This is a genomic window from Micromonospora sp. NBC_01392 (genome assembly GCF_045040125.1).
Classification (GTDB): Bacteria; Actinomycetota; Actinomycetes; order Mycobacteriales; family Micromonosporaceae; genus Micromonospora.
The window spans coordinates 1,497,127-1,521,922 of record NZ_CP109549.1; the positions used below are offsets into that span (position 1 = coordinate 1,497,127).

Genomic DNA, 24,796 nt, shown 5'->3' on the forward strand with positions numbered 1-24,796 from the left:
TCCCGCGACCGGGCCGTGCCCGGCCGCCTCACCGGGAGGCCGTCTGATGAAGCCGGGTCCACTCCCTGCGGTCGACGTGCCGGATCCGGGCGACCGGGCCGAGCCGCCGCGATGCGCCGCGCTCCCGACCCGCCTCGGCGTGACCGCACCCGGCCCGGACGAGCCGCTCGCCGTGGTCGCGGCCGGCCCGGCCGGCGCCGGTCGGCGCGAGCTGGTCGCCGGTCTGCTCGGGGTGCCGGCCGGGACGCTGGCCGTGCCCGTCGGCAGCCACCTGCTCGTCAACCACGCCAAGGTCGCCACCCGGGCGGCCGGTGTCCCGGGCTACCGCCACCCGCTCGCGTACGGCGCCGACCCGCTCGCCACCGGTCCCGCGCTGGCCCGGCCGCCGCGCCGGGTCGAGCTCAGCCTGCCCGACCCGCTGCTGCGGCACTTCGCGGTGCTCGACACGCCGGACACCGCCGCGCTGGGGGTGGCCGGTGGCCGGGTGCTGCGGGACGCCGTGGGCCGGGCCGGCGCGCTGCTCTTCGTGATCGCCGCCGACCAGGCGTTCAGCGCCGCCGAGCTGCACCTGCTGACCGAGGTGGCGCGGGCGTCGGTCGAGGTGTTCTTCGTCGTCACTCCCGGCGGGACCGGCTGGGCGGTGCCGGCGGACGGCGCGACGGCGGAGGGCACGGGGGCGTCCGTGCCGTCGCCCGGCCCCGCCGGCCCGCCCGGCCCCGCCGGCCCGCTCGACCCGGTGGCGGTCTCCATCGCGGCCCACCGGGCGGTGCTGTTGGCCGCGGTGCCCGCGCTCGCCCGGGCCCGGTGGTTCCCGGCCCGCCGCACCGAGCTGCCGAACCTGCGCCGGGCGTTGGTCGGCTGGGCCGCCGGCGAGGGGCTGCGGCGGGCCAGCGCCCGCCCGCCGGAACCACCCGGCGCGCACGGCCGGGTGCCGGTACTGACCGGCGTCGAGCCGGCCGAGCTGGCCGACCGGCTCGACCGCCAGGCCCGCTCCTGCGCCCAGCGGATCCGCCAGCACCTCGCGCTGGAACTGGCCAACATCCACCTCCGGGTGGTCCAGGAGATCGTCTTCGGGGTCGGCTGCGCCGGCCTGCCGCCGTTGCTCGACCGTGAGCTGGAGGCGCTGTCCCTGCTCGCCACCGCGCAGTGCGACGAGGCGGTGCGCGGCATGGTCGACGACGCCGCCGCCCGGGTCTTCGGCGCGCCGCTCGCCGAAGGCGTACGCCGGCGGATCACCCGCGCCGTGCGCTGGGGCCTCGCCGACCATCCCGACGGCCGGGAGCTGGACCGGGTGCTCCTGGTCACCAGCACCGCCGGGGTCGCCTCGTTGGCCGGCGTCGGCGCCCTGGACGCGCTGGCCGGGCTGCCCGGCGCGGCACGCGACGAGGCGCTCCCGCCGGTCGGCGTGGCGCTCAACGGCGGCTGCTGGCAGCACTGGCGTGCACCGGGCAACAACGATCCGAACGCCGCCCGGTCCTGGGCCCAGCGCGCCCTGCGCGAGGTGGAACTCGAACTGTCCCGCGAGGTGTCCCGTCGCTTCGAGGTGATCCGTCTCTCGCTGGGTGGGGTGCTCGCCGATGCTGTCGACCACGGCATCCTGCTCGCCTGAGGCCGGGGTCGCCGGGCGCGCGCCCGTGGTCCGGGCGGGCGATCCCGACCGCCGCGCCGTTCCGGTTCATCGGTTCGGCGGATCCGGTGGCACGATGGGGGGCATGGCGGCTCCACAGGTTGCGCCGGTCGAGACGCCGGACACCACAGAGGTGCCGGTCTCCGACCGGCCATGGGTGACCATCGTCTGGGACGATCCGGTCAACCTGATGACGTACGTGACCTGGGTGTTCCAGAAGCTGTTCGGGTACAGCAGGGAGAAGGCGGAGCAGCTCATGCTGGACGTGCACCACAAGGGCAAGGCGGTGGTCTCCAGCGGGGCCCGGGAACGCATGGAGCACGACGCGGCGCAGCTGCACGCGTACGGGCTGTGGGCGACGGTGGACCGGTCGTGAGCGCGAGGAGTGAGCCGGTGTTGCGAGCCCCGCAGTCGCGACCGGGGACGGCGCGGTGAGCATGTTCCGTCGCCGGGGCGACAGCTACGTGGCCAGTTTCGCGGTGGACGAGGTGCGGGTGCTGCGCAAGGTCGCCTCCGAGGTGGTCGGGCTGCTCACCGACGGCTTCGACCACGGCGACCCGGTGGTCGGCCGGCTCTTCCCGGAGGTCTACCCGGACGACGACGCCGGCACCGCCGAGTTCCGCCGCTACACCGAGGGCGACCTGAAGACCGCGAAGATCGACCAGGCCGGCGCGATCCTCGCCGCGTTGCCCGACGGCGACGCGGGCGGCGAGGTGCGGCTGGACGCGGAGGCGGCCGAGGCGTGGCTGCGGGCGCTCAACGACGCCCGGCTGGCGATGGGCGTCCGGCTGGAGATCAAGGACGGCACCGACCTGGGTGAGGAGCTGGACGACGCGGTCGCCGCCGACCCGGCCTCGTCCCGGGTGTTCCAACTGTCGGTCTACGCCTATCTCGGATATCTCCAGGAGTCCCTGCTCAACGCGCTCATCGACTGAGTGGTGACGGCGGCCACCTCGCCGCCCGGGGTGGCCAGGCGCTAGGCTGGTCGACGTGCTGAGCATCGACCGGTCGATCATCGACGCGATCGTGGCCCACGCCCGCCGGGACCACCCGGACGAGGCGTGCGGCGTGGTCGCCGGTCCCGCCGGCAGCGACACCCCGACCCGGCACATCCCGATGGACAACGCCGCCCGTTCGATGACGTTCTACGAGTTCGACTCGATGGAGCAGTTGCGGGTCTGGCGGGAGATGGACGACCGCGACGAGGAGCCGGTCGTCATCTACCACTCGCACACCGCGACGGAGGCCTACCCGTCCCGCACGGACGTCTCCTTCGCCGGCGAGCCGGGTGCGCACTACCTGCTCGTCTCCACCCGTGAGCCCGACACCGAGGAGATCCGTTCCTTCCGGATCGTCGACGGGGTGGTCACCGAGGAGCCGGTCGAGATCGTGGACGCCGCCGTGGACCCGAACGCCGTCCAGTCCTACATGTTCGGGCAGAGCCCGGCGACGGTCGACTACGAGTGTTCCGGCCGCTGATCCCCAGCGCCGGCATGCCCTTTCCCGTCCGTCACCTGGCACGACCCTGAACGAGGAGCACGAGACACCATGGCCATCGAGGTTCGCATCCCCACCATCCTGCGCAGCTACACCGGCGGCGCGAAGGTCGTCGAGGGCAGTGGCGACACGCTCGCCGACCTGCTCACCGACCTGGACTCCCGGCACGCCGGCCTGCGGGGCCGGCTGGTCACCGACGCCGGCGCGTTGCACCGGTTCGTCAACGTCTACGTCAACGACGAGGACGTCCGTTTCCTCGGCGCGCTGGACGCGAAGCTCAACGACGGCGACAGCGTGACCATCCTGCCGGCCGTGGCCGGCGGCGCGTTCGGCTTCGCCGCCGCGGCGGCGCTCGCGTCGCACAGCGCCGCGGCGGCGGCGACCGCCTCGCACGGCGCCGCGGCAGCGACCGCGTCGCACGCGAGGTCCGCGCGCGCCGTCGCCGTCCGCTAGGCGGCCCGCCATGGCGCGGTACGACAGCCTGCTCGACGCCTCCGGGGGCACGCCGCTGGTCGGCCTGCCCCGGCTCTCCCCGACCGTGCCCGACGGGGCGCCGCCGGTGCGGCTCTGGGCCAAGCTGGAGGACCGGAACCCGACCGGCAGCATCAAGGACCGCGCGGCCCTGTTCATGGTCCGCGCGGCCGAGGAGGCCGGCCGGCTCCGTCCCGGCGACACCATCCTGGAGCCGACCAGCGGCAACACCGGCATCTCGCTGGCCATGGTGGCGAAGCTGCGCGGCTACCGGCTGGTCTGCGTGATGCCGGAGAACGTCTCCACCGAGCGGGTGCAGCTGCTCCGGATGTACGGCGCGGAGATCATCTTCTCGCCGGCCGCCGGCGGCTCGAACCAGGCCGTCGCCACCGCCAAGCAGATCGCGGCCGAGCACCCCGACTGGGTGATGCTCTACCAGTACGGCAACGAGGCGAACGCCCGGGCGCACTACGAGACGACCGGGCCGGAGCTGTTGCACGACCTGCCGGGCATCACCCACTTCGTGGCCGGGCTGGGCACCACCGGCACGCTCATGGGCACCGGCCGCTACCTGCGGGAGAAGGTCGACGGGATCCAGATCGTGGCGGCCGAGCCGCGCTACGGCGAGCTGGTCTACGGCCTGCGCAACATCGACGAGGGTTACGTGCCCGAGCTGTACGACGCCGGGGTGCTGTCCCGGCGCTTCTCGGTGGGCACCCGGGACGCGGTGCTGCGGACCCGGCAGCTCGTCGAGGTGGAGGGGATCTTCGCCGGCTTCTCCACCGGCGCGATCCTGCACGCAGCGCTCGCCGTGGCGCACGAGGCGGTGAAGGCGGGCCGCCGCGCCGACGTGGCGTTCGTGGTCTGTGACGGCGGCTGGAAGTACCTGTCCACCGGGGCGTACGGCGGCACGCTCGCGGACGCCGAGGACGCGCTGGACGGTCAACTCTGGGCCTGACGGCCCGGTGGCGGTCCGGTCGGTGGGGACACACCGGCCGGATCGCCGCGATCTCCCGGATCCTGGACGCGTATGGGTGTCACGTTGATGACAACTTCCGGTAGATGATTCTTGCCCGACCGGCCGCCGCGTAGGCTGCGCAGCGTGGCGAGCGCGTCGGTGGAGATCAACGACGGGGCGGCTGCCGACGCATCGACTACCCACGGTGAGATCGAGGCAACCGGATGCGACTGACCGTCCTCGGCTGTGCGGGCAGCTTTCCGGGCCCCGAATCGCCCTGCTCCGCCTACCTGATGGAGGCCGACGGGTTCCGGCTCCTGATCGACTTCGGCGCGGGTTCGCTCTCCACGCTCCAGCGTTACGTCGGGCTGCACGCCCCGGACGCCATCCTCCTCACCCACCTGCACTGCGACCACATGTTCGACGCGGTGAACTACGTGGTGGTGCGCCGGTACGCCCCGGACGGCCCCTACCCGCCCCTGCCGATGTACGCGCCCTCCGGCGCGCCCGACCGGCTGGCCAGCGCGTACGGGCAGGAGGAGGGCACGGTGGAGGACGTCTACCAGTTCTACAGCCTCCAGCCGGGCACGTTCCCGATCGGCCCGTTCACCGTCACCGTCGACCGGATGAACCACCCGGTCGAGACGTACGGGGTGCGGCTGGAGCACGGCGGCCGGGTGTTCTGCTACTCCGCCGACACGGCGCCCTGCGAGGCGCTGCTGCGCCTGGCCCAGGACGCCGACGTGTTCCTCTGCGAGGCCAGCTACCTGGACGGCATGGACAATCCGCCGGACCTGCACCTGACCGGCCGGGAGGCCGGTGAGGCGGCCACCAAGGCGGGGGTGGGCCGGCTGTTGCTCACCCACCTCGTTCCCGCATGGGGCAGCGAGTCGCACACCGTGGAGTCGGCGGCCGGGGCGTACGCCGGGCCGATCGAGGTGGTCCGGGCCGGCGCCGGCTACGACGTCTGAGCGCCGGCCGGCCCGCGCGTTGCCGTACTGTTCGCCGGCCGGTCAGCGTGTGGTCGCCTGCCGCATCCGTACGGCCCGCACGCTCGGGCCATGCGGATCGCCATCGTCACCGAGTCGTTCCCGCCGGATGTCAACGGCGTGGCGAACTCGGTCGTCCGGGCCGCCGAGCACCTCGTCGCCCGGGGGCACGAGCCGCTTGTCGTCGCGCCCGCCCCGGCCGGCGGCCGGCGTCGCCGGGCCGACCACCACGCCTATCCGGTGGTGCGCATCCCGAGCGTGCCCCTGCCCCGTTACCAGGGCTTCCGCCTCGGCGTGCCGCGCGTCGGGCTGACCGGCGCGCTGCTCGGGCACCGGCCCGACGTGGTCCATCTGGCCAGCCCTTTCGTGCTCGGCGCGGCCGGGGCGTCGGCGGCCGCCCGGCACGGCCTGCCCACGGTCGCGGTCTACCAGACGGACGTCGCGGCCTACGCCCGGGCGTACCGGGTGGGGTGGGGCGAGGCCGCCGCGTGGCGGCGGATCCGGGAGATCCACAACTCCGCGCAGCGCACCCTCGCGCCGTCCACCCGCGCCGCGGCGGACCTGATCACCCACGGGGTACGGCGGATCTGGCTGTGGCGGCGGGGCGTGGACGCGGTCCGGTTCCACCCGGCACGGCGCAGCGTTCGGCTCCGCGCGACGCTCGCCCCGGACGGCGAACTGCTGGTCGGCTACGTCGGCCGGCTCGCCCCGGAGAAGCGGGTGGAACTGCTGGCGCCGATCACCGCCCTGCCCGGCGTGCGGGTGGTGGTGGTCGGCGACGGACCGGTGCGCCGGCAACTCGAACGCGCGCTGCCGGCGGCACGGTTCCTCGGCGTGCGGCACGACGACGCGCTGGCCGAGCTGTACGCCAGCCTGGACGTGTTCGTCCACACCGGACCGCACGAGACGTTCGGGCAGACGCTCCAGGAGGCCGCGGCGAGCGGCGTACCCGTGGTGGCGCCGGCCAGCGGCGGTCCGGTGGACCTGGTCGAGTCGGGGGTGACCGGGCTGCTGGTGCCGCCGGACGACGGCGCGGCGCTGGCCGCCGCCGTGGCCGAGCTGGCCGCCGACCCGGCGCGGCGGGCCCGGTACGGCGCGGCGGCCCGCGTCGCGGTGGCCCGGCGCAGCTGGGACGCGGTCGGTGACGAGCTGATCGGGCACTACGAGGCCGTGCTGGCCGGGACGCCCGCCGGCCGGCTTCCGGCGTGACCGGGGCCGGTCCCCGCCCGGTCCGCATCGTCCGGCTCGCCAACTTCGTGACGGCGCGCTCCGGCGGGCTGCGGACGGCGATGCGGCAGTTGGGCGCCGGCTATCTGGCCGCCGGTCACGAACCCGTGCTGGTGATCCCCGGCGCGCGCCCCGCGGACCGCATGCGTCCGTGGGGGCGCGAGATCGCCCTGCCCGGACCGGAACTGCCGGGCACCGGCGGCTACCGGGTGCTGTCGGACCGGCGGGGGCTGGCCCGGCTCCTCACCGACCTGGCCCCGGACCGGATCGAGGTCTCCGACCGCAGCACGCTGCGCTGGACCGGCCGCTGGGCCCGGGAGCACGGGGTGCGCTCGACGATGGTCTCGCACGAGAGCCTGACCGGGCTGCTCGGTCAGTGGGGGATGCCGGCCGGGCTGGCCCGGCGGACCGCCGACCGGCTGAACCGCGAGACGGCCCGCCGGTACGACCGGATCGTCTGCACCACCGGCTGGGCCGCCGAGGAGTTCGTCCGGCTGGACGGGCCGCCGGTGGAGCGGGTGCCGCTCGGTGTCGACCTGGACACGTTCCACCCCCGTCGGGCCGATCCGGCGCTGCGGGAACGGTACGCGGACGACTCCGAGGTGCTGCTGGTGCACTGCGCCCGGCTCTCCGTGGAGAAGCGCCCCGCGCTGGCGGTGGCCGCGCTGGCCCGGCTGCGACGTGCCGGCGTACCGGCGGTCCTGGTGCTGGCCGGTGACGGGCCGCTGCGGCCGGCGCTGGCCCGGTCGGCGGCGGGCCTGCCGGTGCACTTCACCGGTTTCCTGCCGGACCGGCTGGCGGTGGCCGCGCTGCTGGCCAGCGCGGACGTGGCGCTCGCACCGGGGCCGGTGGAGACGTTCGGCCTGGCCGGGCTGGAGGCGCTCGCGTGCGGCACGCCGGTGGTGGCGAACGCGGCGAGCGCCCTGCCGGAGGTGGTCGGCGCGGGTGGGCTCGCCGCGTACGGCACCCCGGCGGCGTTCGCCGTCGCGGTCCGCCGGCTGCTGGACCGGCCGGCGGCGGAGCGCCGTGCCGCCGCCCGGGCCCGCGCCGAGGAGTTCGGCTGGCCGGCCGCGGTCGCGGGTTTCCTCCGCGCGCACGGCGTCGACCCGCCGGAGCGCTGACCGGCCGGCGGCACCCGTGGACGGCGCGATCGGCGCACCGCATAGGGTGCAGGCATGGCGCGACCTGACGGGCGGCGGCCCGACCAACTCCGACCGGTGACCCTGACCCGGGGCTGGAGCACCCACCCGGAGGGCTCGGTGCTCGTCGAGTTCGGCGCGACCCGGGTGCTCTGCACGGCCAGCGTCACCGAGGGGGTGCCCCGCTGGCGCAAGGGTTCCGGGCTGGGCTGGGTGACCGCCGAGTACGCGATGCTGCCGAGAGCCACCAACACCCGCTCGGACCGGGAGAGCGTCCGCGGCAAGGTCGGCGGTCGCACCCACGAGATCTCCCGGCTGATCGGTCGCAGCCTGCGCGCCTGCGTCGACCTCAAGGCGCTGGGCGAGAACTCCGTGGTGCTCGACTGCGACGTGCTCCAGGCCGACGGCGGCACCCGTACCGCCGCGATCACCGGCGCGTACGTCGCGCTGTACGACGCGGTGACCTGGTTGGCCGAGCGCAAGTCGCTGACCGGCAAGGTGGAGAAGGTGATGCACCGGTCGGTGTCCGCGGTCAGCGTCGGCGTGATCGGCGGCGAGCCGATGCTCGACCTCTGCTACGCCGAGGACGTGACCGCCGAGGTGGACATGAACGTGGTCTGCACCGGCGCCGGCGACTTCGTCGAGGTGCAGGGGACGGGCGAGGCCGGTGTCTTCGCCCGCGACCAGCTCGACGCGCTGCTCGACCTGGGCGTGGCGGGTTGTCTGGAACTGGCCGACGCACAGCGGAAGGCGCTGAACCTGTGACCGACAACAAGGTGCTGCTGGCCACCCGTAACCGCAAGAAGCTCGTCGAGTTGCAGCGGATCCTGGACGGCGCGCTCGGCGCCCACCGGGTCGCCCTGGTCGGCCTGGACAACGTGCCGGAATATCCGGAGCTGCCGGAGACCGGCCTGACGTTCGGCGAGAACGCGCTGATCAAGGCACGGGAGGGCTGCCGGCGCACCGGCCTGCCGACCATCGCCGACGATTCGGGCATCGCGGTGGACGCGCTCAACGGCATGCCCGGCGTGTTCAGCGCCCGCTGGTCCGGCCGGCACGGCGACGACCGGGCCAACCTCCAGCTCCTGCTGGACCAGGTGGGCGACGTGCCGGACGAGCACCGGGGCGCGGCCTTCGTCTGCACGGTGGCGCTGGTGCTGCCCGGCGGCAAGGAGCACCTGGTCGACGGCCGGCAGCCGGGCCGGCTGCTGCGCGCGCCGCGCGGCGAGGGCGGGTTCGGCTACGACCCGATCTTCCTCGGCGACGGGCAGGAGCGGACCAACGCGGAGCTGACGCCGGCGGAGAAGGACGCGGTCAGCCACCGTGGCAAGGCGCTGCGGGAGCTGGCCAAGCTGGTCGCCAAGGTGCTCCCCGCGGCCGGCTGACGGCGTACCCGTGACGGAGCGGACGACCGTGGACCTCGCCGGTCCGGCCGTGCTGTGGGGCCGGTGGGGGGTGCTCGGCGCGGCACTCGCCGCGCTCGGCCACGACGACGTCTGGTGGATCGACGCCGACGGGGCCCACCACGACGACCATGGGGGCAACTGGGGGCGGCTGGTCCTCGTCGCCGACGACCGGGCGGTGCTGTTCGGCTACGACCACGAGTACAGCGACACGGTGGACGCGAGTCCCCCGATCGACCTGCTCGCCGGCGCGCCCGCCTGGCTGCCCTGGGCGGAACTGGTCCGGCACGCCGACGACGACCAGCTCGGCTACGTCTACTGGCACGAGCACGGCGACTGGCACCGGGTCCGCTACCCGGACCGGGTCGCCGACGGCCTCCCGCAGACCGTCGGCGCCGTCCTCGACACCGACCGCGCCCGCCGGGAACTGGCGGAGGTGGTCTTCGAGTGGGCCGGGCACGACGTCGACGGCGAGTCGGAACGGGTGGACGTGGCGACCCACGCCGACCGACTGCTCGCCGCCGCGGCCGGCCACGCGGTCGACGCGGCTGCGCTCACCGGTCTGCTCGGGCGGGTCCGGTCCGTTCCGGTCGACCTGGACGCCGCCCTCGCCTCGGCAGCGCGGGCCGGTCTCACCCCCGGCACTGTCGTACCGGTCGTGCCGGGGAATGCCGAGGTGCCGCACCGACGGGTCCGGAAGCTCAGTGAGACGCAGCACGAACGGCTGGTCTGGGCGGCCATGGGTGAGGCGGACGAGCTGCCCCGCCCGGAGCCGGCCGGCACCGGGGCACTGGCGGCGTTGGTGGACTGGGCGCGCCTCCGGGCCCCGGGCGCGGACGGCCGGTCCTCGGTGGTCGTGGAGGCGCTGGACGGCGCGATGCGCCAGATTCCGGGCGAGTTCCGCCCGGTGGACCGGCCCGGGGACGGTTTCCGGGACCTCTTCACGCTGGTCGAGGAGCTCCGGGCGGCCGAGGCCGATGCCCGGCACGGGCGCTGGATCTTCCTGCGGTTGGCGACCACGCCTGACGGTTTCTCCGTCGAGCGCCGTTACGACTCCTGGCCGGACTGGATGGGGCCGTGGGACAGCGGCCCGTGGCTGTCCCACCTGCGCACCGAGATGCGGTCCCGGGCAGCCGAGTTCCGGCCCCCTTGGACCGCCCTGCTCGACCCGAACGTCGCCTACCTCCCCACCCCACCCGCGGACCCCGGCCGCTGATTCACGGAAAGCGTGGCCATTCGACGTCGAATGGCCACGCTTTCCGTGAATCAGCGCGAATCGAGGGCGGGCGTCAGGCGAGAGGGCCGGTGGCGCGTTCGATGGCGGCGCGTAGGTTGGGGCCGGCGACGACGGATCGGGCCGCCTCGATCAGCGGGGCGAGGAAGACGTCCGGGCCGGGGTCGCCGATCGTGTCGCCGAGCGCGTCCAACGCGGCCCGGCCGGCCGGGGACGGCTCCAGCGGCGCGCGGAGCTGGAGCCCGCGTACCGCCGCCAGCAGCTCCACCGCGAGCAGGCTGGTCAGGTTGTCCAGCACGGTGCGCAGCTTCTTGGTGGCCGCCCAGCCCATCGAGACGTGGTCCTCCTGCATGCCGCTGGTGGGCAGCGAGTCGACCGAGGCGGGGGCCGCCAGTCGGCGGTTCTCCGCGACGATGCCGGCGGCGGTGTACTGCGCGATCATCAGCCCGGAGTTCACCCCGGCGTCGGGGGAGAGGAACGCCGGCAGGTCCCGGTTACGGGCCACGTCGAGCAGCCGGTCCACCCGCCGTTCGGCGATCGCGCCCACCTCGGCGGCGGCGATGGCCAGGTAGTCGGCGGCGAAGCCGAGCGGCGCGCCGTGGAAGTTGCCCGTCGACTCGACCCGCCCGTCCGGCAGCACCACCGGGTTGTCCACCACGGACGCCAGCTCCCGGCCGGCGACCACCTCGACGAAGTCCAGCGTGTCCCGGGCCGCGCCGGCCACCTGCGGCGCGCAGCGCATCGAGTACGCGTCCTGCACCGCGTGGGCCAGGTCGTCGCGGTGCGAGTCCATCACCGCCGAGCCCTGGAGCAGCCGGTGGATGTTCGCGGCCGAGGCGGCCTGGCCGGGGTGCGGGCGGATGGCGTGCAGCTCGGGCAGGAACGGCCGCTCCGAACTGAGCATCGCCTCGATGGCCAGCGCGGCGGTCACGTCCGCCATGGCGAACAGGTGCCGGGCGTCGGAGACGGCCAGCAGCAGCATGCCGAGCATGCCGTCGGTGCCGTTGATCAGCGCCAGCCCCTCCTTGGCGGCCAGCTCGATCGGGGCCAGCCCGACCCGGCGCAGCGCCTCGGCGGCGTCGAGCCGTTCGCCGGCCGGGCCGAGCACCCAGCCCTCGCCGAGCAGCACCAGCGCACAGTGCGCCAGCGGCGCCAGGTCACCGGACGCGCCCAGCGAGCCGTGCTCCGGCACCCATGGGGTGATCTCGTGGTTGAGCAGGTCCACGAGCGCCTCGGCGACGAGCGGGCGGACGCCGGAGCGGCCGAGCGCGAGCGAGCGTACCCGCAGCAGCATCATGGCCCGCACCACCTCGCGGGGCATCGGCGCGCCCACCCCGGCCGCGTGCGAGCGGATCAGCGCGGCCTGCAACTCGGCCCGCCGCTCGGGGGCGACGAACGTGTTGGCCAGCGCCCCGAACCCGGTCGAGACGCCGTACACCGGGCGGCCGGCGGCCTCGATGCCGTCCACGATGGACCGGCTGGTCGCCATCGCCTCGACGGCGGCGGGGTCGAGCACGACCTTGGCGGTGCCGCGGGCGACCGCGAGCACGTCGGCGGGGGTGACCCCGGTGGACAGGATGGTGACGGTGGTCATCGTGGCACTCCGTTGTGCAGAACCTGACGGATCAGTGGCACCCCCGGCCGGTAGGCCAGGTGCAGGTGGGTCGGCGCGTCGAGGACGACCAGGTCGGCCCGGGCCCCGACGGTCAGCCGCCCGACGTCGGTGCGGCGCAGCGCCGCCGCCCCGCCGGCGGTCGCCGCCCACACCGCCTCCGCCGGGGTCATCCCCATCTCGCGTACGGCGAGCGCGACGCAGAACGGCATCGACGAGGTGTACGACGAGCCGGGGTTGCAGTCGGTGGCCAGCGCCACGGTGACCCCGGCGTCGAGCAGCCGGCGGGCGTCCGGGTAGGGCGACCGGGTGGAGAACTCGGCGCCGGGCAGCAGCGTGGCGACCGTCTCCGAGCCGGCGAGCGCGTCCACGTCGGCGTCGGTCAGGTGGGTGCAGTGGTCGACGCTGGCCGCGCCCAGTTCCACGCCGAGCCGGACGCCCGGCCCGGGGCCGAGCTGGTTGGCGTGCAGCCGGACACCCAACCCGACCGCCTGCCCGCAGGTGAGGATCGCCCGGGCGTGGTCGGCGTCGAACGCGCCCCGCTCGCAGAACACGTCGATCCAGCGGGCGTACGGCGCGGCGGCGGCCAGCATCGGCCCGCACACCAGCCCCACGTAGTCGTCGGGCCGGTCGGCGTACTCGGCGGGCACCACGTGCGCGCCGAGGAACGTGGTGTCCTCGGTGAACTCGGCGGCGATCCGCAGCGAGCGGGCCTCGTCGGCGACGCTCAGGCCGTACCCGCTCTTGATCTCGACGGTGGTGGTGCCCTGCCGCCGCATCTCCGCGCGCAGCCGGCCCACGGTGGCGCGCAGGTCGTCGTCGGAGGCCGCCCGGGTCGCGCCGACGGTGGTCCGGATGCCGCCGCCGGTGTACGGCTCGCCGGCCATCCGGGCGGCGAACTCGGCGGCCCGGTCACCGGCGAAGACCAGGTGGGCGTGGCTGTCCACGAAGCCGGGCAGCACCGCCGCGCCGGCGGCGTCGACGCGCCGGCCGGCGGCGGGCGCGTAGCGGGCCGGACCGACCCAGGCCACCCGCCCGTCCTCGACCAGCAGCGCGGCGTCGCGGCGGACCCCCAGCGGGTCACCGCCCCGGCCGTCGTTGGTGACCAGCTCACCGATGTTGTCCACGAGCAGGCTGCCGGTCATGACGTGACCGCCGCGATCGAGTCCCGCAACTCGGTGGGGACGTCCACCGTCAGGTGCCGGCCGTCGGCCACCACGGTCCGGCCGTCCACCACCACCTGCGTGACGTCGGCGGCGGTGGCCGCGAAGAACACACCGACCGGCGGCACCCCGGCGGTGCGGGCGCTGTCCAGCCGTACCGTCACCAGGTCGGCCCGGTCGCCGACGGCGAGCCGGCCGGCGTCGCCCCAGCCGAGCGCGGCGTGGCCGGTCACGGTGGCGGCGGCGAACAGTTCGGCGGCGGTGAAGTGCCCGCGTCTGCGGGTGCGCAGCCGTTCGTCCAGCTCCACCGCGCGGGCCTCCTCGAACAGGTCGACCACGGCGTGGCTGTCGCTGCCCAGGCTGAGCGGGCTGCCCGCCTCGGCGATGCGCCGGGCCGGGCCGATCCCGTCGGCCAGGTCCCGTTCCGTGGTGGGGCAGAGGCAGACGCCGGTGCCGCTGTCGCCGAGCAGCGTCACGTCGGCGGCGGTCGGGTGGGTGGCGTGCACGGCGGTGGTGTGCCGGCCGAGCACCCCGTGGTCGGCCAGCAGCCGGGTCGGCGTGCAGCCGTGCACGGCCCGGCAGGCGTCGTTCTCGGCCGGCTGCTCGGAGACGTGCGCGTGCAGCGGCAGCCCGTGCCGGTCCGCCCAGCCGGCCACGGTGGCGAGCTGCCCGGCCGGCACCGCGCGCACCGAGTGGATCGCCGCGCCGCGCCGCACGTGCCCGTCGGCCGGGCGGAACGCGTCGACCCGTTCCGCCCAGCGCAGCGCGTCGCCGTCGCCGAACCGGCGCTGTGGTCCGACCAGCTCCGCGCCGTCCACGCCCGCCGTCAGGTACGCGGCGTCCAGCAGCGTGAGCCGGATCCCGGCGTGCGCGGCGGCCTCCACCAGCGCGGCGGACATCACGTTCGGGTCGTCGTACCGGGTGCCGTCCGGGCCGTGGTGCAGGTAGTGGAACTCGCCGACGCAGGTGATCCCGGCGAGCGCCATCTCCGCGTACGCGGCCCGGGCCAGCGCCAGGTAGGAGTCGGGGTCGAGGCGGGCGGCGACCGCGTACATCGGGTTCCGCCAGGACCAGAAGTCGCCCCGGCCGGCGTGGGTGCGCCCGCGCAGCGCCCGGTGGAACGCGTGCGAGTGGGCGTTGGCCAGGCCGGGCAGCGTCAGGCCGGGCAGCCGGACGGCGTCCACCGCCACCCCGGCGGCCGGCGGACCGCCACCGGTCAGCGGCGTGACGGCGGTGAGCCGCCCGTCCGTCGCCTCGATCAGCACGTCCGGCGTGGGTTCGGCGTGGTCGGGCAGCCAGGCGTACTCGGCCAGCCAGCGGGTCAGCGGCATGCCAGCTCCTCCAGCACCCGGGCCAGGGCGGTCACCCCGGCCGCGCAGTCGGCGTCGGTGGCGGACTCGGCCGGGGAGTGCGACACCCCGGTCGGGTTCCGCACGAACAGCATCGCGGTCGGCAGGTGCGCGGCCAGCACGCCGGCGTCGTGCCCGGCGCCGGTCGGCAGCGTCGGCGCGTCGAGCAGCGCGACCAGCCGCTCCGCCAGCCCGCCGTCGAACGCGACGAGCGGCGTCGCCGACTCCCGCGTGCAGGTCAGCGCCGTGCCGTCCCGGCCGGCCCGCTCGGTGGCCTTGGCGCGTACCGCCTCGACCAGGCCGTCCAGCGTCGCCGCCTCGGCCGCCCGGGCGTCCAGCCAGCCGGTGACCCGGGACGGGATCGCGTTGGTGGCGTTCGGCTCGACCGACACCCGGCCCACGGTGGCGTGCGCGTCGCGCAGCCGGGCCTCCTTGTTCGCCGCGAGCACGGTGAACGCGTAGGTGAGCATCGGGTCGCGCCGGTCGGCCATCCGGGTCGTACCGGCGTGGTTGCCCTCGCCGGTGAAGTCGAACCGCCACCGGCCGTGCGGCCAGATGGCGGACGCCACCGCGACCGGCGCGTCCGTGTCGACGAGCGCGCGGCCCTGCTCGACGTGCAGCTCCACGAAGGCCGCGAAGCGGCCGAGCAGCGCCGGGTCGGCGCCCGCCGGCCGCCCGCCCAGCGCGTCGGCGAAGCTCACCCCGGCCTGGTCGCGCAGCCCGGCCGCGCGGTCGACGTCGATCTCGCCGGTGAGCAGCCGCGACCCCAGGCAGGGTACGCCGAACCGGGCGCCCTCCTCCTCCACGAACGCGGCCACCACGACGGGCCGGTCCGGGGTGGCCCCGGCGGCCCGCAGCTCGTCCACGGCGAGGAACGCGCTGACGATGCCGAGCGGCCCGTCGTACCCGCCGCCGTGCGGCACCGAGTCGAAGTGGCTGCCGGTGAGCACCGCGCCGCCGGTCGCCGGGTCGCCCCACCAGGCGAACAGGTTTCCGTTGCCGTCCTCGCTGACCGGCATCCCCCGCCGGTCGGCCTGCTCCCGGAACCAGCCGCGCAGCCTGCGCTCCGGCTCGGTCAGCGCGTACCGCAGGTAGCCGCCGCTGCCGGCGTCCCGCCCGACCGGCGCGATCTCGTCCCACAGCGCGCGGAACCTGTTGACAAGGGGCCCTTCCTCTACCGAATGCGTTAACAAGGGGCCCCTCCTTACGCCTCGGCCATGGGGATGCGGACGGCGGTGCGTTCCGCGACCTCGCGGGCGTCGTCGTAGCCGGCGTCGACGTGCCGGATCACGCCCATCGCCGGGTCGTTGGTGAGCACCCGCTCGATCTTCTGCCCGGCGAGGGCGGTGCCGTCGGCGACGCAGACCTGCCCGGCGTGGATGGACCGGCCGATGCCGACCCCGCCGCCGTGGTGGATGGACACCCAGGACGCGCCGCTTGCGGTGTTGACAAGCGCGTTGAGCAGCGGCCAGTCGGCGATCGCGTCGGAGCCGTCGGCCATCGCCTCGGTCTCCCGGTAGGGGCTGGCCACGCTGCCGCAGTCCAGGTGGTCCCGGCCGATCACCACCGGCGCGCTCAGCTCACCGGAGGCCACCATCTCGTTGAACCGCACCCCGGCGCGGTCCCGCTCGCCGTAGCCGAGCCAGCAGATCCGGGCCGGCAGGCCCTGGAACGCGACCCGCTCGCCGGCCATCCGCATCCACCGGGCGAGCGACTCGTTCTCCGGGAACAGGTCGAGGATGGCCCGGTCGGTGGCGGCGATGTCGCGCGGGTCGCCGGAGAGCGCCGCCCACCGGAACGGGCCCTTGCCCTCGCAGAACAGCGGCCGGATGTACGCCGGCACGAAGCCGGGGAAGTCGAACGCCCGCTCGTACCCGCCGAGCTTCGCCTCGCCCCGGATCGAGTTGCCGTAGTCGAACACCTCCGCGCCGGCGTCGAGGAAGCCCACCATCGCCTCGACGTGCTTCGCCATCGACGCCCGCGCCCGGTCGGTGAACTCGGTCGGCTTGGCCGCCGCGTAGTCCCGCGCGTCGCCCGGGTCCACCCCCTCCGGCAGGTACGACAGCGGGTCGTGCGCGCTGGTCTGGTCGGTCACGATGTCGATCTCGACGCCGTGCGCCAGCAGCTCGGGGAAGACGGTGGCCGCGTTGCCGACCACGCCGACGCTGAGCGCCCGCCGGTCCCGCTTCGCGGCCAGCGCCCGCTCCACCGCGTCGTCCAACGAGTCGGCGATCTCGTCCAGGTAGCGGTCGTGCGCCCGGCGCTCCAACCGGGTCCGGTCCACGTCGACGATCAGGCAGACGCCGCCGTTCATGGTGACCGCGAGCGGCTGCGCGCCGCCCATCCCGCCGCAGCCGGCGGTGAGTGTCAGCGTGCCGGCGAGCGATCCACCGAAGCGTTTGGCGGCGACCGCGGCGAACGTCTCGTAGGTGCCCTGGAGGATGCCCTGGGTGCCGATGTAGATCCACGACCCGGCGGTCATCTGCCCGTACATGGTCAGGCCGAGCGATTCGAGGCGGCGGAACTCCGGCCAGGTGGCCCAGTCGCCGACCAGGTTGGAGTTGGCCAGCAGCACGCGCGGCGCCCACTCGTGGGTGCGCAGCACGCCGACCGGCCGGCCGGACTGCACCAGCATGGTCTCGTCGTCGCGCAGCTCGGTGAGCGTCCGCACCAACGCGTGGTAGGACGGCCAGTCCCGGGCCGCCTTCCCGGTGCCGCCGTAGACCACCAGGTCGTCGGGGCGCTCGGCCACCTCCGGGTCGAGGTTGTTCATCAGCATCCGCAGCGCGGCCTCCTGCGGCCACCCCTTCGCGGTGCGTACGGTGCCGCGGGCGGCGCGGACGGGCTGGTGCATCTCGTACTCCTCTCAGCCGAGGAACAACTGGCGGCGGGCGGCGGACGACTCGAACGCCTCGAGCCGGGCCTGGGTCTCGGCCGGGGCGGCGTCGCAGATCGCCTGCAACACCACCATGGCCAGCGTCATCGGGGCGGTGTGCAGGTCGAAGACGAGGTCGGTGCCGACCGCGGCGGGCAGCACCACCTCGGCGTGGTCGGTGGCCGGGCTGACCGGGGAGTCGGTGATGGCCACCACCGTCAGCCCGGCGTCGCGGGCCTCGCGCAGCGCGTCCAGCGTCTCCCGGGGGTAGCGGGGCAGCACGAACGCGAGCAGCGCGGTGGCGCCGGCGGCGACGGCCTGGTCGAGACGGTCGGCGAGCAGGCTGCCGCCGTCGTCGAGGACCCGCACGTCCGGGTGCACCTTCGCGGCGAAGTACGCGAAGTACGCGGCCAGCGGCGCGGCGGCGCGCAACCCGAGCACCGGCAGGGGTCGGGTGGCCGCCAGCAGCTTGCCCACCTCGGCGATCCGGTCGGCGTCGGCGAGCTGCCCGGCGAGCCGGTCGAGGTTGTCCCGCTCGGCGTGCACCGCCCGTTGCAGCGGGTTCCCGGCCGCGGCCGGCTCGGTCGTCCCGGTGGCGGCCAGGTCCCGCAGCCGGCGGCGCAGCGCGGGGTAGCCGTCGTGCCCGAGCGTCATGGCGAACCGGGTCACCGACGGCTGGCTGACCCCGGCCAGTTCGGCCACCTCGGCCGCGGACAGGTACGCCGCCGCGCCGGCATGGCGCACCAGGCAGTGCGCGATGCGGCGCTGGGTCGGGGTGAGCCGCACGCCGTGGAAGAGGTCGAGCAGGCGGTCGGCGCTGGACGCACCGGTTTCATTCACCCGCTGACTCTATGCATGAAAACTTTCAGCAGGCAAGAGGGGCGGCTGCGGTGCCGCTCAGGCCGACGGGTGCGCGCCCAGCCCGGCGGTGAAGGACCGGCAGGCGTCGTAGCCGGGCAGCCGGCCCGCCGCCCGCGCCTCGGCCAGGCTCGGCGCAGCCGCGTCCCGCGCGGACAGCAGCGGCGCCGCGGTCGGCCAGGCGATGGCGAGAGCCGGGTCGAGCGGGTGCACGGTGTGCTCGGCCGCCGGCCGGTACGTGGCGGAGCAGAGATAGCTGAGCGTGGCGTCGTCGGTCAGCGCGCAGACGGCGTGCCCGAGCCCCTCGGCGAGGTAGACGGCCCGCCGCTCGGTGTCGTCCAGGCGTACCGCCTCCCACCGGCCGAAGGTCGGCGAGCCGACCCGCACGTCCACCACCACGTCCAGCACCGCCCCCCGGACACAGGTCAGGTACTTCGCCTGGCCGGGCGGGACGTCGGCGAAGTGGATGCCGCGCACCACGTCCCGCGCGGAGACCGAGAGATTGGCCTGGGCCAGCCGCAACGGATGCCCCACCGCCTCGGCGAGCCGGTCGTGGCGGTACCACTCCAGGAAACGCCCGCGCGGGTCGCCGTGCTGCTGCGGCGTGACCTCCCAGGCCCCCTCGATGCCCAGCGGCCGGATCCTCACGAGCCGCTCCGGACGCCGTCCGGCCGCTCGGCCAGCAGGCCCAGCAGGTAGTCGCCGTAACCGCTGCGGGTCAGCGGGTGGGCCAGCGCCCGCAGCCGCTCGTCGTCGATCAGCCCGGACCGCCAGACCACCTCCTCGACACAGCCGATCTTCATGCCCTGGCGCTCCTCGATCACCCGGACGAACTCGGCGGCCTGCATCAGCGAGGTGAACGTGCCGGTGTCCAGCCAGGCGGTGCCCCGGTCGAGCACCGTCACGGACAGTTCGCCCCACGCGCGGTAGGTCTCGTTCACCGCCGTGATCTCCAACTCGCCCCGGGCGCTGGGCGTCAGCTTGCGGGCGATGTCGACCACCCGGTTGTCGTAGAAGTAGAGGCCGGGCACCACGTACCGGGAGCGGGGCCGGGCCGGCTTCTCCTCGATCGACAGCACCCGGCCGGCCGCGTCGAACTCGACCACGCCGTACGCCTGCGGGTTGGCGACCGGATACGCGAAGACCCGCCCGCCGGCCGGGTCGCCGTGCTGCGCGAGCTGCCGGCCGAGACCGACGCCGTGGAAGATGTTGTCGCCCAGGACCAGCGCGACCGAGTCGTCGCCGATGAAGTCCGCGCCGATCAGGAACGCCTGCGCGATGCCCTCCGGCCGGGCCTGCTCGGCGTACGTCAGCCGCAGCCCCCACTGGCCGCCGTCGCCGAGCAGCCGCTCGAACTGCGGGCGGTCCTCCGGCGTCGTGATCACCAGGATCTCCCGCACCCCGGCCATCACCAGCGTGGAGAGCGGGTAGTAGACCATCGGCTTGTCGAACACCGGCATGAGCTGCTTGGAAACGGCCCGCGTGATCGGCCAGAGCCGGGATCCGGTGCCACCGGCGAGAAGGATTCCGCGCACCCGCGGAGCGTACCGTCGCGTAAACTCCACGATCCGTGAGGATCCTCGTCACCGGCGGCGCCGGCTTCATCGGCTCGGAGTACGCGCGGATGCTGCTCGGGCGGCCCGGCGGCGACGGGGCGTGGACGCCGGACCCGGTGCCCGCCGCGGTGACCGTGCTGGACAAGCTCACCTACTCCGGCAACCCGGCCAACCTCGACCCGGTACGCGACGATCGCCGCCTGCGCTTCGTGCCCGGCGACATCTGCGACGCGGCCCTCGTCGACGCCGTGGTCGGAGGCCACGACGTGATCGTCCACTTCGCCGCCGAGTCGCACGTGGACCGGTCCATCGCCGGCGCGGCCCCGTTCGTCACCACGAACGTGCTCGGCACCCAGACGCTGCTCGACGCCGCGCTGCGCCACGGCACCCGCCGCTTCGTGCACGTCTCCACCGACGAGGTGTACGGCTCGATCGACGTCGGCTCCTGGACCGAGGAGTGGCCGTTGGCGCCGAACTCCCCGTACTCGGCCTCGAAGGCCGGCGCCGACCTGCTGGCGTTGGCCTACCACCGCACCCACGGCCTCGACGTGGTGGTGACCCGCTGCGCCAACAACTACGGGCCGTACCAGTTCCCGGAGAAGATCGTCCCGCTCTTCGTCACCAACCTGCTCGACGGCGGCACCGTGCCGCTCTACGGCGACGGCGGCAACGTCCGGGACTGGCTGCACGTGCACGACCACTGCCGCGGCATCGCGCTGGTGCAGGAGAAGGGCCGCGCCGGCGAGGTCTACCACATCGGCGGCGGCACCGAACTGACCAACCGCGAGCTGACCGGCCGGCTGCTGGCGGCCTGCGACGCCGGCTGGGACCGGGTGGTGCCGGTCGGTGACCGCAAGGGCCACGACCGCCGCTACTCGCTCGACATCACCAAGATCCAGAACGAGCTGGGGTACGCCCCGCGCATCGACCTCGACCGGGGCCTGGCCGACACCGTGCGCTGGTACCGGGAGAACCGGGCCTGGTGGGAGCCGCTGAAGGCGGCGCACCGGTGACCCGGCTGCTGGTCACCGGCGCCGGCGGCATGCTCGGCCGCGACCTGGTGACCGTACTGCGCGCCCGCCCCGACCGGTCCGTCACCGCCGCCACCCGCGCCGACCTCGACATCACCGACCCGGACGCGGTACGGGACGCGGTCGCCGGGCACGACGTGGTGTTCAACGCCGCCGCGTGGACCGATGTGGACGGCGCCCAGACCCGGGAACGCGACGCCACCGCCGTCAACGGCGACGCGGTAGCGCACCTGGCCCGGGCCTGCGCCGCCACCGGCGCCCGACTCGTGCACGTCTCCACCGACTACGTGTTCGGCGGCGACGCCACCCGGCCGTACCCGGAGGACGCGCCGACCGGCCCGGTCAACGCGTACGGGCGGAGCAAGCTCGCCGGGGAGCGGGCAGTGGCCCGGCTGCTGCCCGAGCGCGGGTACGTGGTGCGGACCGCCTGGCTCTACAGTGGCCACGGGCGCAACTTCGTCACCACCGTGCTGCGGCTGGCCGCCGACCGCGACCAGCTCGACGTGGTGGCCGACCAGCACGGGCAACCGACCTGGTCGTACCGGCTCGCCGAGCGGCTCGTCGCGCTCGCCGACGCGGCGCTGGTCGGCAACGCCGCGCCGGGCGTCTACCACGGCACCGCGTCCGGCGAGACGACCTGGTACGGCCTCGCCCGCGCGGTGTTCGCACTGTCCGGCCTGGACCCGGCGCGGGTCCGCCCGACCGCCGGCGACCGCGTTCCGCGCCCGGCGCCCCGCCCCCGCTACAGCGTGCTGGCCCACGACCGGTGGGCCGCCGCGAAACTGCCACCGCCCGGAAACTGGCACACGGATCTGGCCGAGGCGCTGGCCGGCCACCGGGCAGGTTGGCGGCGGTGACGTGCGCCCCGATCACGGCCAGGTCGTCGCCCTGGAGCAACGGCGCGGCCGACCTCGACGGCCGGCCCGGACCACCTCCGCCAGGATGACCCTCGTCCGGACGGACGACGCCGTCCGCCGGTCGGCCCGCCCGCCCGCCCGGCGCGGGCCTTGCGGCAGAACCGCGCGGGATCGATGATGGCCGAAACGACCGGATCGGACCGAGGAGTCGAGATGCAGGTGATCCACCAGCCGCGGGTGGCGTGGGACACGGCCCGGGTGATCGGCGACGCGCTCCGGGACGACGCCCTGTTCGGCTGGCTCCACCAGGAGTTCGGCGGCCTGTTCGGGCCCGCCGCCGGGGACGCCCTCGTCGAGAGCCGCAACCGGGTCCGCTGGGCCGGCGACGCCCGCCTCCCGGTCGAGACCGGCCTCTGGCGGGTCCGCCTGGAGGACGCGCTGCGGCAGCGCCCGGAGCTCGCCGACGAGCTGGCCGGTCTCGCCTCGGTCGCCCGCGCGCACCGGCCTTAGCTTTCGCTTAGCCCGCTTGTCCGGTGACCACCCGGTCCGGCAGCATCGACCGGCGTGACCGACGGCAGCGCGCCCCACCCCTCCACGTCCACCGGCGACGGGCGCCCGCCCACCCGGACCGGTCGTCGCCGTACCCCGGCCCGGGCCCGCCGCCGGCTCGCCGCCGCCGGCCTGGCCACCCTCGCCGCCGTGGTCGCGGTGACCCTCGCGGTACGCGGCGGCGCGGCCCCCGCCTGCGCCGCCCCACCCCGCGCGGCCCTCCCGTTGGCCGCCGTCCCCGTTCGCGCGTCCCTTCCGTTGGCCGCCCCGCCGGCCGGTGGCGTCACGCACACCGGCATGGCCACGTTCTACGACTCGAAGGGCGCCGGCGGCAACTGCTCCCGGCCCGCCGCGCCCGCCAACCGGCTCTACGTCGCGCTCGGCCCGAGCGAGTACGCGGCCGGCGCGTCCTGCGGCGGCTTCCTCGACGTCACCGGCCCGCGCGGCACCGTCCGGGTGCTCGTCATGGACCAGTGCCCGGAGTGCGCCCCCGGCCACCTGGACCTCTCCGCCGAGGCGTTCGCCCGGATCGCCGACCCGGTGCAGGGCGTGGTGCAGGTCCGCTACCGGGCCGTGGTCGACCCGCCGCTGCCCGGCCCGCTCACGTTCCGCCTCAAGGAGGGCGCGTCACAGTGGTGGTTCGCCGTCCTGGTCGGCGACCACGGCAACCCGCTGCGCTCGGTGGAGGTCCGGCAGAACGGCTCGTGGCGCGCGGCGGCGCGCGAGGACTACAACTACTGGCTGATCACGTCCGGCGCCGGCCCCGGCCCGTACGCGATCCGGGTCACCGACGTGTCCGGCCACCGGGTCACCGCCACCGGCATCCGGATGCTCCCCGGTCAGGTGCAGCGCAGCACCACCCGGATGTACGGCGGCGGCACCGCGACCACCGCCCGTACCGCGAAGCCGTCCCGCTCGCCGTCGTCTCCCCGCCCGACCCCGACCCCCAGCCGTCCCGCCTCCCCACCCCCGCCCACGCCACCCTCGGCCACCCCGCTCCCGGCCTCCCCGTCCCCGCTGACGCCCCTCCGCGAGGCCGCCGCCCCCACCTGCACCTGACCCACCCCCACCCCCCTCACCCCACCCCGTGCCCGCTGATTCACGGAAAGCGTGGCCATCCGGGCCGGAATGGCCACGCTTTCCGTGAAACAGCGCCCTCCTCGGGGCGGGTGGGGTGGGCGGTCAGGGGAGGGGGAGGTCTTGCCACATGAGGATCTCGTCCCGGGAGTCGGTGGGGGACAGGCGTAGGGCGGCGGGGAGACGGCCGACCTCTCGGTAGCCGAGGCGGCGGTAGAAGCGGTCCAGGCCGAGCCCGTCGCGGACCGTCACGTGCAGCGCCGTCACACCCAGCGAGCGGGCCACCCGTTCGGCCTCGCGCATCAGCGCCGCCCCGTACCCGCGTCCCTGGGTGTCGGGGTGCACCATGACGCGCTTGAGCACCCGCCAGTGCGTCTTGAGGTGGAAACGGTTGTCGCTGATGACCAGGACGGCGACGAGCCGGTCACCCTGGTAGCCGGCGAGCAGCCGGTCCGGTCCGTCGGCGACGTCGGCGAGCGTCGACTCGGCGACCGGGCGCACCTCGGCGGCGCTCACCGGGGCGACGAAGCCGACCGCGCCGCCGGCGTTGGTCGCCTCCACCCAGAGGGCGACGAGCCGTTCGCGCAGCTCGGGGGTCAGGTCGGGGTCGAGCACGAAACGCAGGTCCACGCCGCCATCCTGCGGTGGCCGCCCCAATGACGGCGCGTGTTGGTGACGCGGTCGACATTGCTGATGGTGCGGGAGGGGGGTTTCGAACCCCCACGTCCTCTCGGACACAGGCTCCTAAGGCCTGCGCGTCTGCCGTTCCGCCACTCCCGCCGACCTGCTGAGTCTAAGGCGTGGGGCCGGAGTGGTGTGCAGCCCGGCCCGTGCCGGAACGACGGGCGTCGCCGGCCTTGTTGCGGCCCGCGAAGGTGTCGGTCTGGCTGTGACAGTTCGGGCAGAGGATCCGCAGGTTGGGCGGCCGGTTGTCGAGGAAGTCACCGTTGATGTGGTCGACGTGCAGGGTCAGTGGGCGGCCGAACCAGACCGGCCCGCAGCGGCACCGCTCACATTCCTGCGGCACACCGATGTCGCCCAGCGCCCACTTCAGCCGGGTGCCGGGAGTGCGCCGTGAGCCTGCCGGAAGTAGGAGGAGTAGTTGTGACGACGTCGTCCGGCGCGGGCTCGGCTGTCCCTTGTTGTGGGCCTGCCTGGTGAAGTGTGAGGTGTCGATGCCGAAGCGCTTGAGCTGCCGGCTGATGTGCGCGTGCGACCCGCCGCTGATCCGCACCCCGAGCAGCCGCATGACCTCGGTTACGCTGTGCGCCCGCGCGGCGGTCGCGGCCAGCAGCTCGGGGGAGTACCGGTAGCGGACCACCCG

26 protein-coding genes and 1 tRNA gene are annotated in these 24,796 nt (G+C 75.0%); 16 read left to right on the forward strand and 11 right to left on the reverse strand.

Going from position 1 to position 24,796, the window contains the following annotated elements; all coding sequences use genetic code 11:
- Positions 1–46 precede the first annotated feature (46 nt).
- From OG767_RS07030 to OG767_RS07085, 12 genes are all read left to right on the forward strand, one after another.
- On the forward strand, positions 47–1,609 hold the full coding sequence (locus OG767_RS07030) for a hypothetical protein (RefSeq protein ID WP_405092682.1): 1,563 nt from the start codon (positions 47–49) through the stop codon (positions 1,607–1,609).
- A 103-nt stretch (positions 1,610–1,712) separates the two neighbouring features.
- Positions 1,713–2,003 carry an ATP-dependent Clp protease adapter ClpS gene (gene clpS, locus OG767_RS07035; RefSeq protein ID WP_107162392.1) on the forward strand — a complete coding sequence of 97 codons (291 nt, stop codon included), beginning with the start codon at positions 1,713–1,715 and terminating at the stop codon, positions 2,001–2,003.
- A gap of 61 nt (positions 2,004–2,064) precedes the next feature.
- Entirely contained in the window at positions 2,065–2,562 is a 498-nt protein-coding gene (locus OG767_RS07040; RefSeq protein WP_199199973.1) for a DUF2017 domain-containing protein, read from the forward strand.
- Between the two features lie 55 nt (positions 2,563–2,617).
- The gene (locus tag OG767_RS07045) at positions 2,618–3,106 is read left to right on the forward strand and encodes a Mov34/MPN/PAD-1 family protein (RefSeq protein ID WP_107162394.1); all 489 of its coding nucleotides are present in this window, start codon (positions 2,618–2,620) and stop codon (positions 3,104–3,106) included.
- A gap of 69 nt (positions 3,107–3,175) precedes the next feature.
- On the forward strand, positions 3,176–3,577 hold the full coding sequence (locus OG767_RS07050; protein WP_405092683.1) for a MoaD/ThiS family protein: 402 nt from the start codon (positions 3,176–3,178) through the stop codon (positions 3,575–3,577).
- 10 nt (positions 3,578–3,587) lie between these two features.
- On the forward strand, positions 3,588–4,553 hold the full coding sequence (locus OG767_RS07055; protein ID WP_281936097.1) for a PLP-dependent cysteine synthase family protein: 966 nt from the start codon (positions 3,588–3,590) through the stop codon (positions 4,551–4,553).
- A gap of 224 nt (positions 4,554–4,777) precedes the next feature.
- Positions 4,778–5,524, forward strand: a complete 747-nt coding sequence (locus tag OG767_RS07060; protein WP_405092684.1) for an MBL fold metallo-hydrolase — start codon at positions 4,778–4,780, stop codon at positions 5,522–5,524.
- A 90-nt stretch (positions 5,525–5,614) separates the two neighbouring features.
- A complete protein-coding gene (locus OG767_RS07065; RefSeq protein WP_405092685.1) occupies positions 5,615–6,751 on the forward strand; it encodes a glycosyltransferase family 4 protein in 1,137 nt (378 codons plus the stop codon).
- Positions 6,748–7,890, forward strand: a complete 1,143-nt coding sequence (locus OG767_RS07070) for a glycosyltransferase (RefSeq protein WP_405092686.1) — start codon at positions 6,748–6,750, stop codon at positions 7,888–7,890. The genes OG767_RS07065 and OG767_RS07070 overlap by 4 nt, the downstream gene beginning before the upstream one ends.
- A 54-nt stretch (positions 7,891–7,944) precedes the next feature.
- The gene (rph, locus tag OG767_RS07075) at positions 7,945–8,673 is read left to right on the forward strand and encodes a ribonuclease PH (RefSeq protein WP_107162398.1); all 729 of its coding nucleotides are present in this window, start codon (positions 7,945–7,947) and stop codon (positions 8,671–8,673) included.
- Complete coding sequence (gene rdgB / locus OG767_RS07080) at positions 8,670–9,293, forward strand: RdgB/HAM1 family non-canonical purine NTP pyrophosphatase (RefSeq protein WP_405092687.1); 624 nt, start codon at positions 8,670–8,672, stop codon at positions 9,291–9,293. The genes rph and rdgB overlap by 4 nt, the downstream gene beginning before the upstream one ends.
- 10 nt (positions 9,294–9,303) lie before the next feature.
- On the forward strand, positions 9,304–10,527 hold the full coding sequence (locus OG767_RS07085) for a hypothetical protein (protein WP_405092688.1): 1,224 nt from the start codon (positions 9,304–9,306) through the stop codon (positions 10,525–10,527).
- Positions 10,528–10,600: 73 nt separating this feature from the next.
- Here OG767_RS07085 and hutH read toward each other — a convergent pair whose 3' ends face one another.
- The 8 genes from hutH to rfbA are packed head-to-tail and all read right to left on the reverse strand — an operon-like array spanning position 10,601 to position 19,937.
- A complete protein-coding gene (gene hutH, locus OG767_RS07090) occupies positions 10,601–12,139 on the reverse strand; it encodes a histidine ammonia-lyase (protein WP_405092689.1) in 1,539 nt (512 codons plus the stop codon).
- Positions 12,136–13,302 (reverse strand): imidazolonepropionase, encoded by a 1,167-nt coding sequence (hutI, locus tag OG767_RS07095; RefSeq protein WP_281936083.1) that lies wholly within the window; start codon positions 13,300–13,302, stop codon positions 12,136–12,138. Before hutI ends, hutH begins: the two co-directional genes overlap by 4 nt.
- Entirely contained in the window at positions 13,299–14,645 is a 1,347-nt protein-coding gene (locus OG767_RS07100; RefSeq protein WP_405094152.1) for a formimidoylglutamate deiminase, read from the reverse strand. Before OG767_RS07100 ends, hutI begins: the two co-directional genes overlap by 4 nt.
- Positions 14,642–15,862, reverse strand: a complete 1,221-nt coding sequence (locus tag OG767_RS07105) for an allantoate amidohydrolase (RefSeq protein WP_405092690.1) — start codon at positions 15,860–15,862, stop codon at positions 14,642–14,644. Before OG767_RS07105 ends, OG767_RS07100 begins: the two co-directional genes overlap by 4 nt.
- Before the next feature lie 11 nt (positions 15,863–15,873).
- A complete protein-coding gene (gene hutU, locus OG767_RS07110; protein ID WP_405092691.1) occupies positions 15,874–17,523 on the reverse strand; it encodes a urocanate hydratase in 1,650 nt (549 codons plus the stop codon).
- Between the two features lie 12 nt (positions 17,524–17,535).
- A complete protein-coding gene (locus OG767_RS07115; RefSeq protein ID WP_405092692.1) occupies positions 17,536–18,384 on the reverse strand; it encodes a MurR/RpiR family transcriptional regulator in 849 nt (282 codons plus the stop codon).
- Positions 18,385–18,441: 57 nt separating this feature from the next.
- Positions 18,442–19,050, reverse strand: a complete 609-nt coding sequence (locus OG767_RS07120; protein WP_405092693.1) for a dTDP-4-dehydrorhamnose 3,5-epimerase family protein — start codon at positions 19,048–19,050, stop codon at positions 18,442–18,444.
- Positions 19,047–19,937 carry a glucose-1-phosphate thymidylyltransferase RfbA gene (rfbA, locus tag OG767_RS07125; RefSeq protein ID WP_405092694.1) on the reverse strand — a complete coding sequence of 297 codons (891 nt, stop codon included), beginning with the start codon at positions 19,935–19,937 and terminating at the stop codon, positions 19,047–19,049. Before rfbA ends, OG767_RS07120 begins: the two co-directional genes overlap by 4 nt.
- 35 nt (positions 19,938–19,972) lie before the next feature.
- Here rfbA and rfbB point away from each other — a divergent pair, with 35 nt between their 5' ends.
- The 4 genes from rfbB (at position 19,973) to OG767_RS07145 (ending at position 23,454) form a co-directional block, all read left to right on the forward strand.
- Complete coding sequence (gene rfbB, locus OG767_RS07130) at positions 19,973–20,971, forward strand: dTDP-glucose 4,6-dehydratase (RefSeq protein WP_405092695.1); 999 nt, start codon at positions 19,973–19,975, stop codon at positions 20,969–20,971.
- On the forward strand, positions 20,968–21,846 hold the full coding sequence (rfbD, locus tag OG767_RS07135) for a dTDP-4-dehydrorhamnose reductase (protein WP_405094153.1): 879 nt from the start codon (positions 20,968–20,970) through the stop codon (positions 21,844–21,846). Before rfbB ends, rfbD begins: the two co-directional genes overlap by 4 nt.
- Positions 21,847–22,059: 213 nt before the next feature.
- Positions 22,060–22,356, forward strand: coding sequence for a hypothetical protein (locus OG767_RS07140; protein ID WP_405092696.1), 297 nt, complete (start codon positions 22,060–22,062; stop codon positions 22,354–22,356).
- Between the two features lie 54 nt (positions 22,357–22,410).
- The gene (locus tag OG767_RS07145; RefSeq protein ID WP_405092697.1) at positions 22,411–23,454 is read left to right on the forward strand and encodes an expansin EXLX1 family cellulose-binding protein; all 1,044 of its coding nucleotides are present in this window, start codon (positions 22,411–22,413) and stop codon (positions 23,452–23,454) included.
- Between the two features lie 123 nt (positions 23,455–23,577).
- On the opposite strand, the gene OG767_RS07150 is transcribed toward OG767_RS07145, so the two are convergent.
- The 3 genes from OG767_RS07150 to OG767_RS07160 form a co-directional block, all read right to left on the reverse strand.
- Positions 23,578–24,102: a GNAT family N-acetyltransferase gene (locus OG767_RS07150; RefSeq protein WP_405092698.1), complete on the reverse strand. Its 525-nt coding sequence runs from the start codon at positions 24,100–24,102 to the stop codon at positions 23,578–23,580.
- A 64-nt stretch (positions 24,103–24,166) separates the two neighbouring features.
- Positions 24,167–24,252, reverse strand: a tRNA-Leu gene (locus OG767_RS07155).
- A 13-nt stretch (positions 24,253–24,265) separates the two neighbouring features.
- Positions 24,266–24,793 (reverse strand): HNH endonuclease signature motif containing protein, encoded by a 528-nt coding sequence (locus OG767_RS07160; RefSeq protein ID WP_405092699.1) that lies wholly within the window; start codon positions 24,791–24,793, stop codon positions 24,266–24,268.
- Positions 24,794–24,796 lie beyond the last annotated feature (3 nt).

Excerpts from the sequence above, each read along its gene's own strand:
- clpS (WP_107162392.1), top strand. The coding sequence starts at position 1,713 with ATGGCGGCTCCACAGGTTGCGCCGGTCGAGACGCCGGACACCACAGAG.
- hutH (WP_405092689.1), bottom strand. The coding sequence starts at position 12,139 with ATGACCACCGTCACCATCCTGTCCACCGGGGTCACCCCCGCCGACGTG.
- OG767_RS07060 (WP_405092684.1), top strand. The coding sequence starts at position 4,778 with ATGCGACTGACCGTCCTCGGCTGTGCGGGCAGCTTTCCGGGCCCCGAA.
- hutI (WP_281936083.1), bottom strand. The coding sequence starts at position 13,302 with ATGACCGGCAGCCTGCTCGTGGACAACATCGGTGAGCTGGTCACCAAC.
- OG767_RS07050 (WP_405092683.1), top strand. The coding sequence starts at position 3,176 with ATGGCCATCGAGGTTCGCATCCCCACCATCCTGCGCAGCTACACCGGC.
- OG767_RS07065 (WP_405092685.1), top strand. The coding sequence starts at position 5,615 with ATGCGGATCGCCATCGTCACCGAGTCGTTCCCGCCGGATGTCAACGGC.
- hutU (WP_405092691.1), bottom strand. The coding sequence starts at position 17,523 with ATGCACCAGCCCGTCCGCGCCGCCCGCGGCACCGTACGCACCGCGAAG.
- OG767_RS07140 (WP_405092696.1), top strand. The coding sequence starts at position 22,060 with ATGCAGGTGATCCACCAGCCGCGGGTGGCGTGGGACACGGCCCGGGTG.
- OG767_RS07055 (WP_281936097.1), top strand. The coding sequence starts at position 3,588 with ATGGCGCGGTACGACAGCCTGCTCGACGCCTCCGGGGGCACGCCGCTG.
- rph (WP_107162398.1), top strand. The coding sequence starts at position 7,945 with ATGGCGCGACCTGACGGGCGGCGGCCCGACCAACTCCGACCGGTGACC.
- OG767_RS07040 (WP_199199973.1), top strand. The coding sequence starts at position 2,065 with ATGTTCCGTCGCCGGGGCGACAGCTACGTGGCCAGTTTCGCGGTGGAC.
- OG767_RS07030 (WP_405092682.1), top strand. The coding sequence starts at position 47 with ATGAAGCCGGGTCCACTCCCTGCGGTCGACGTGCCGGATCCGGGCGAC.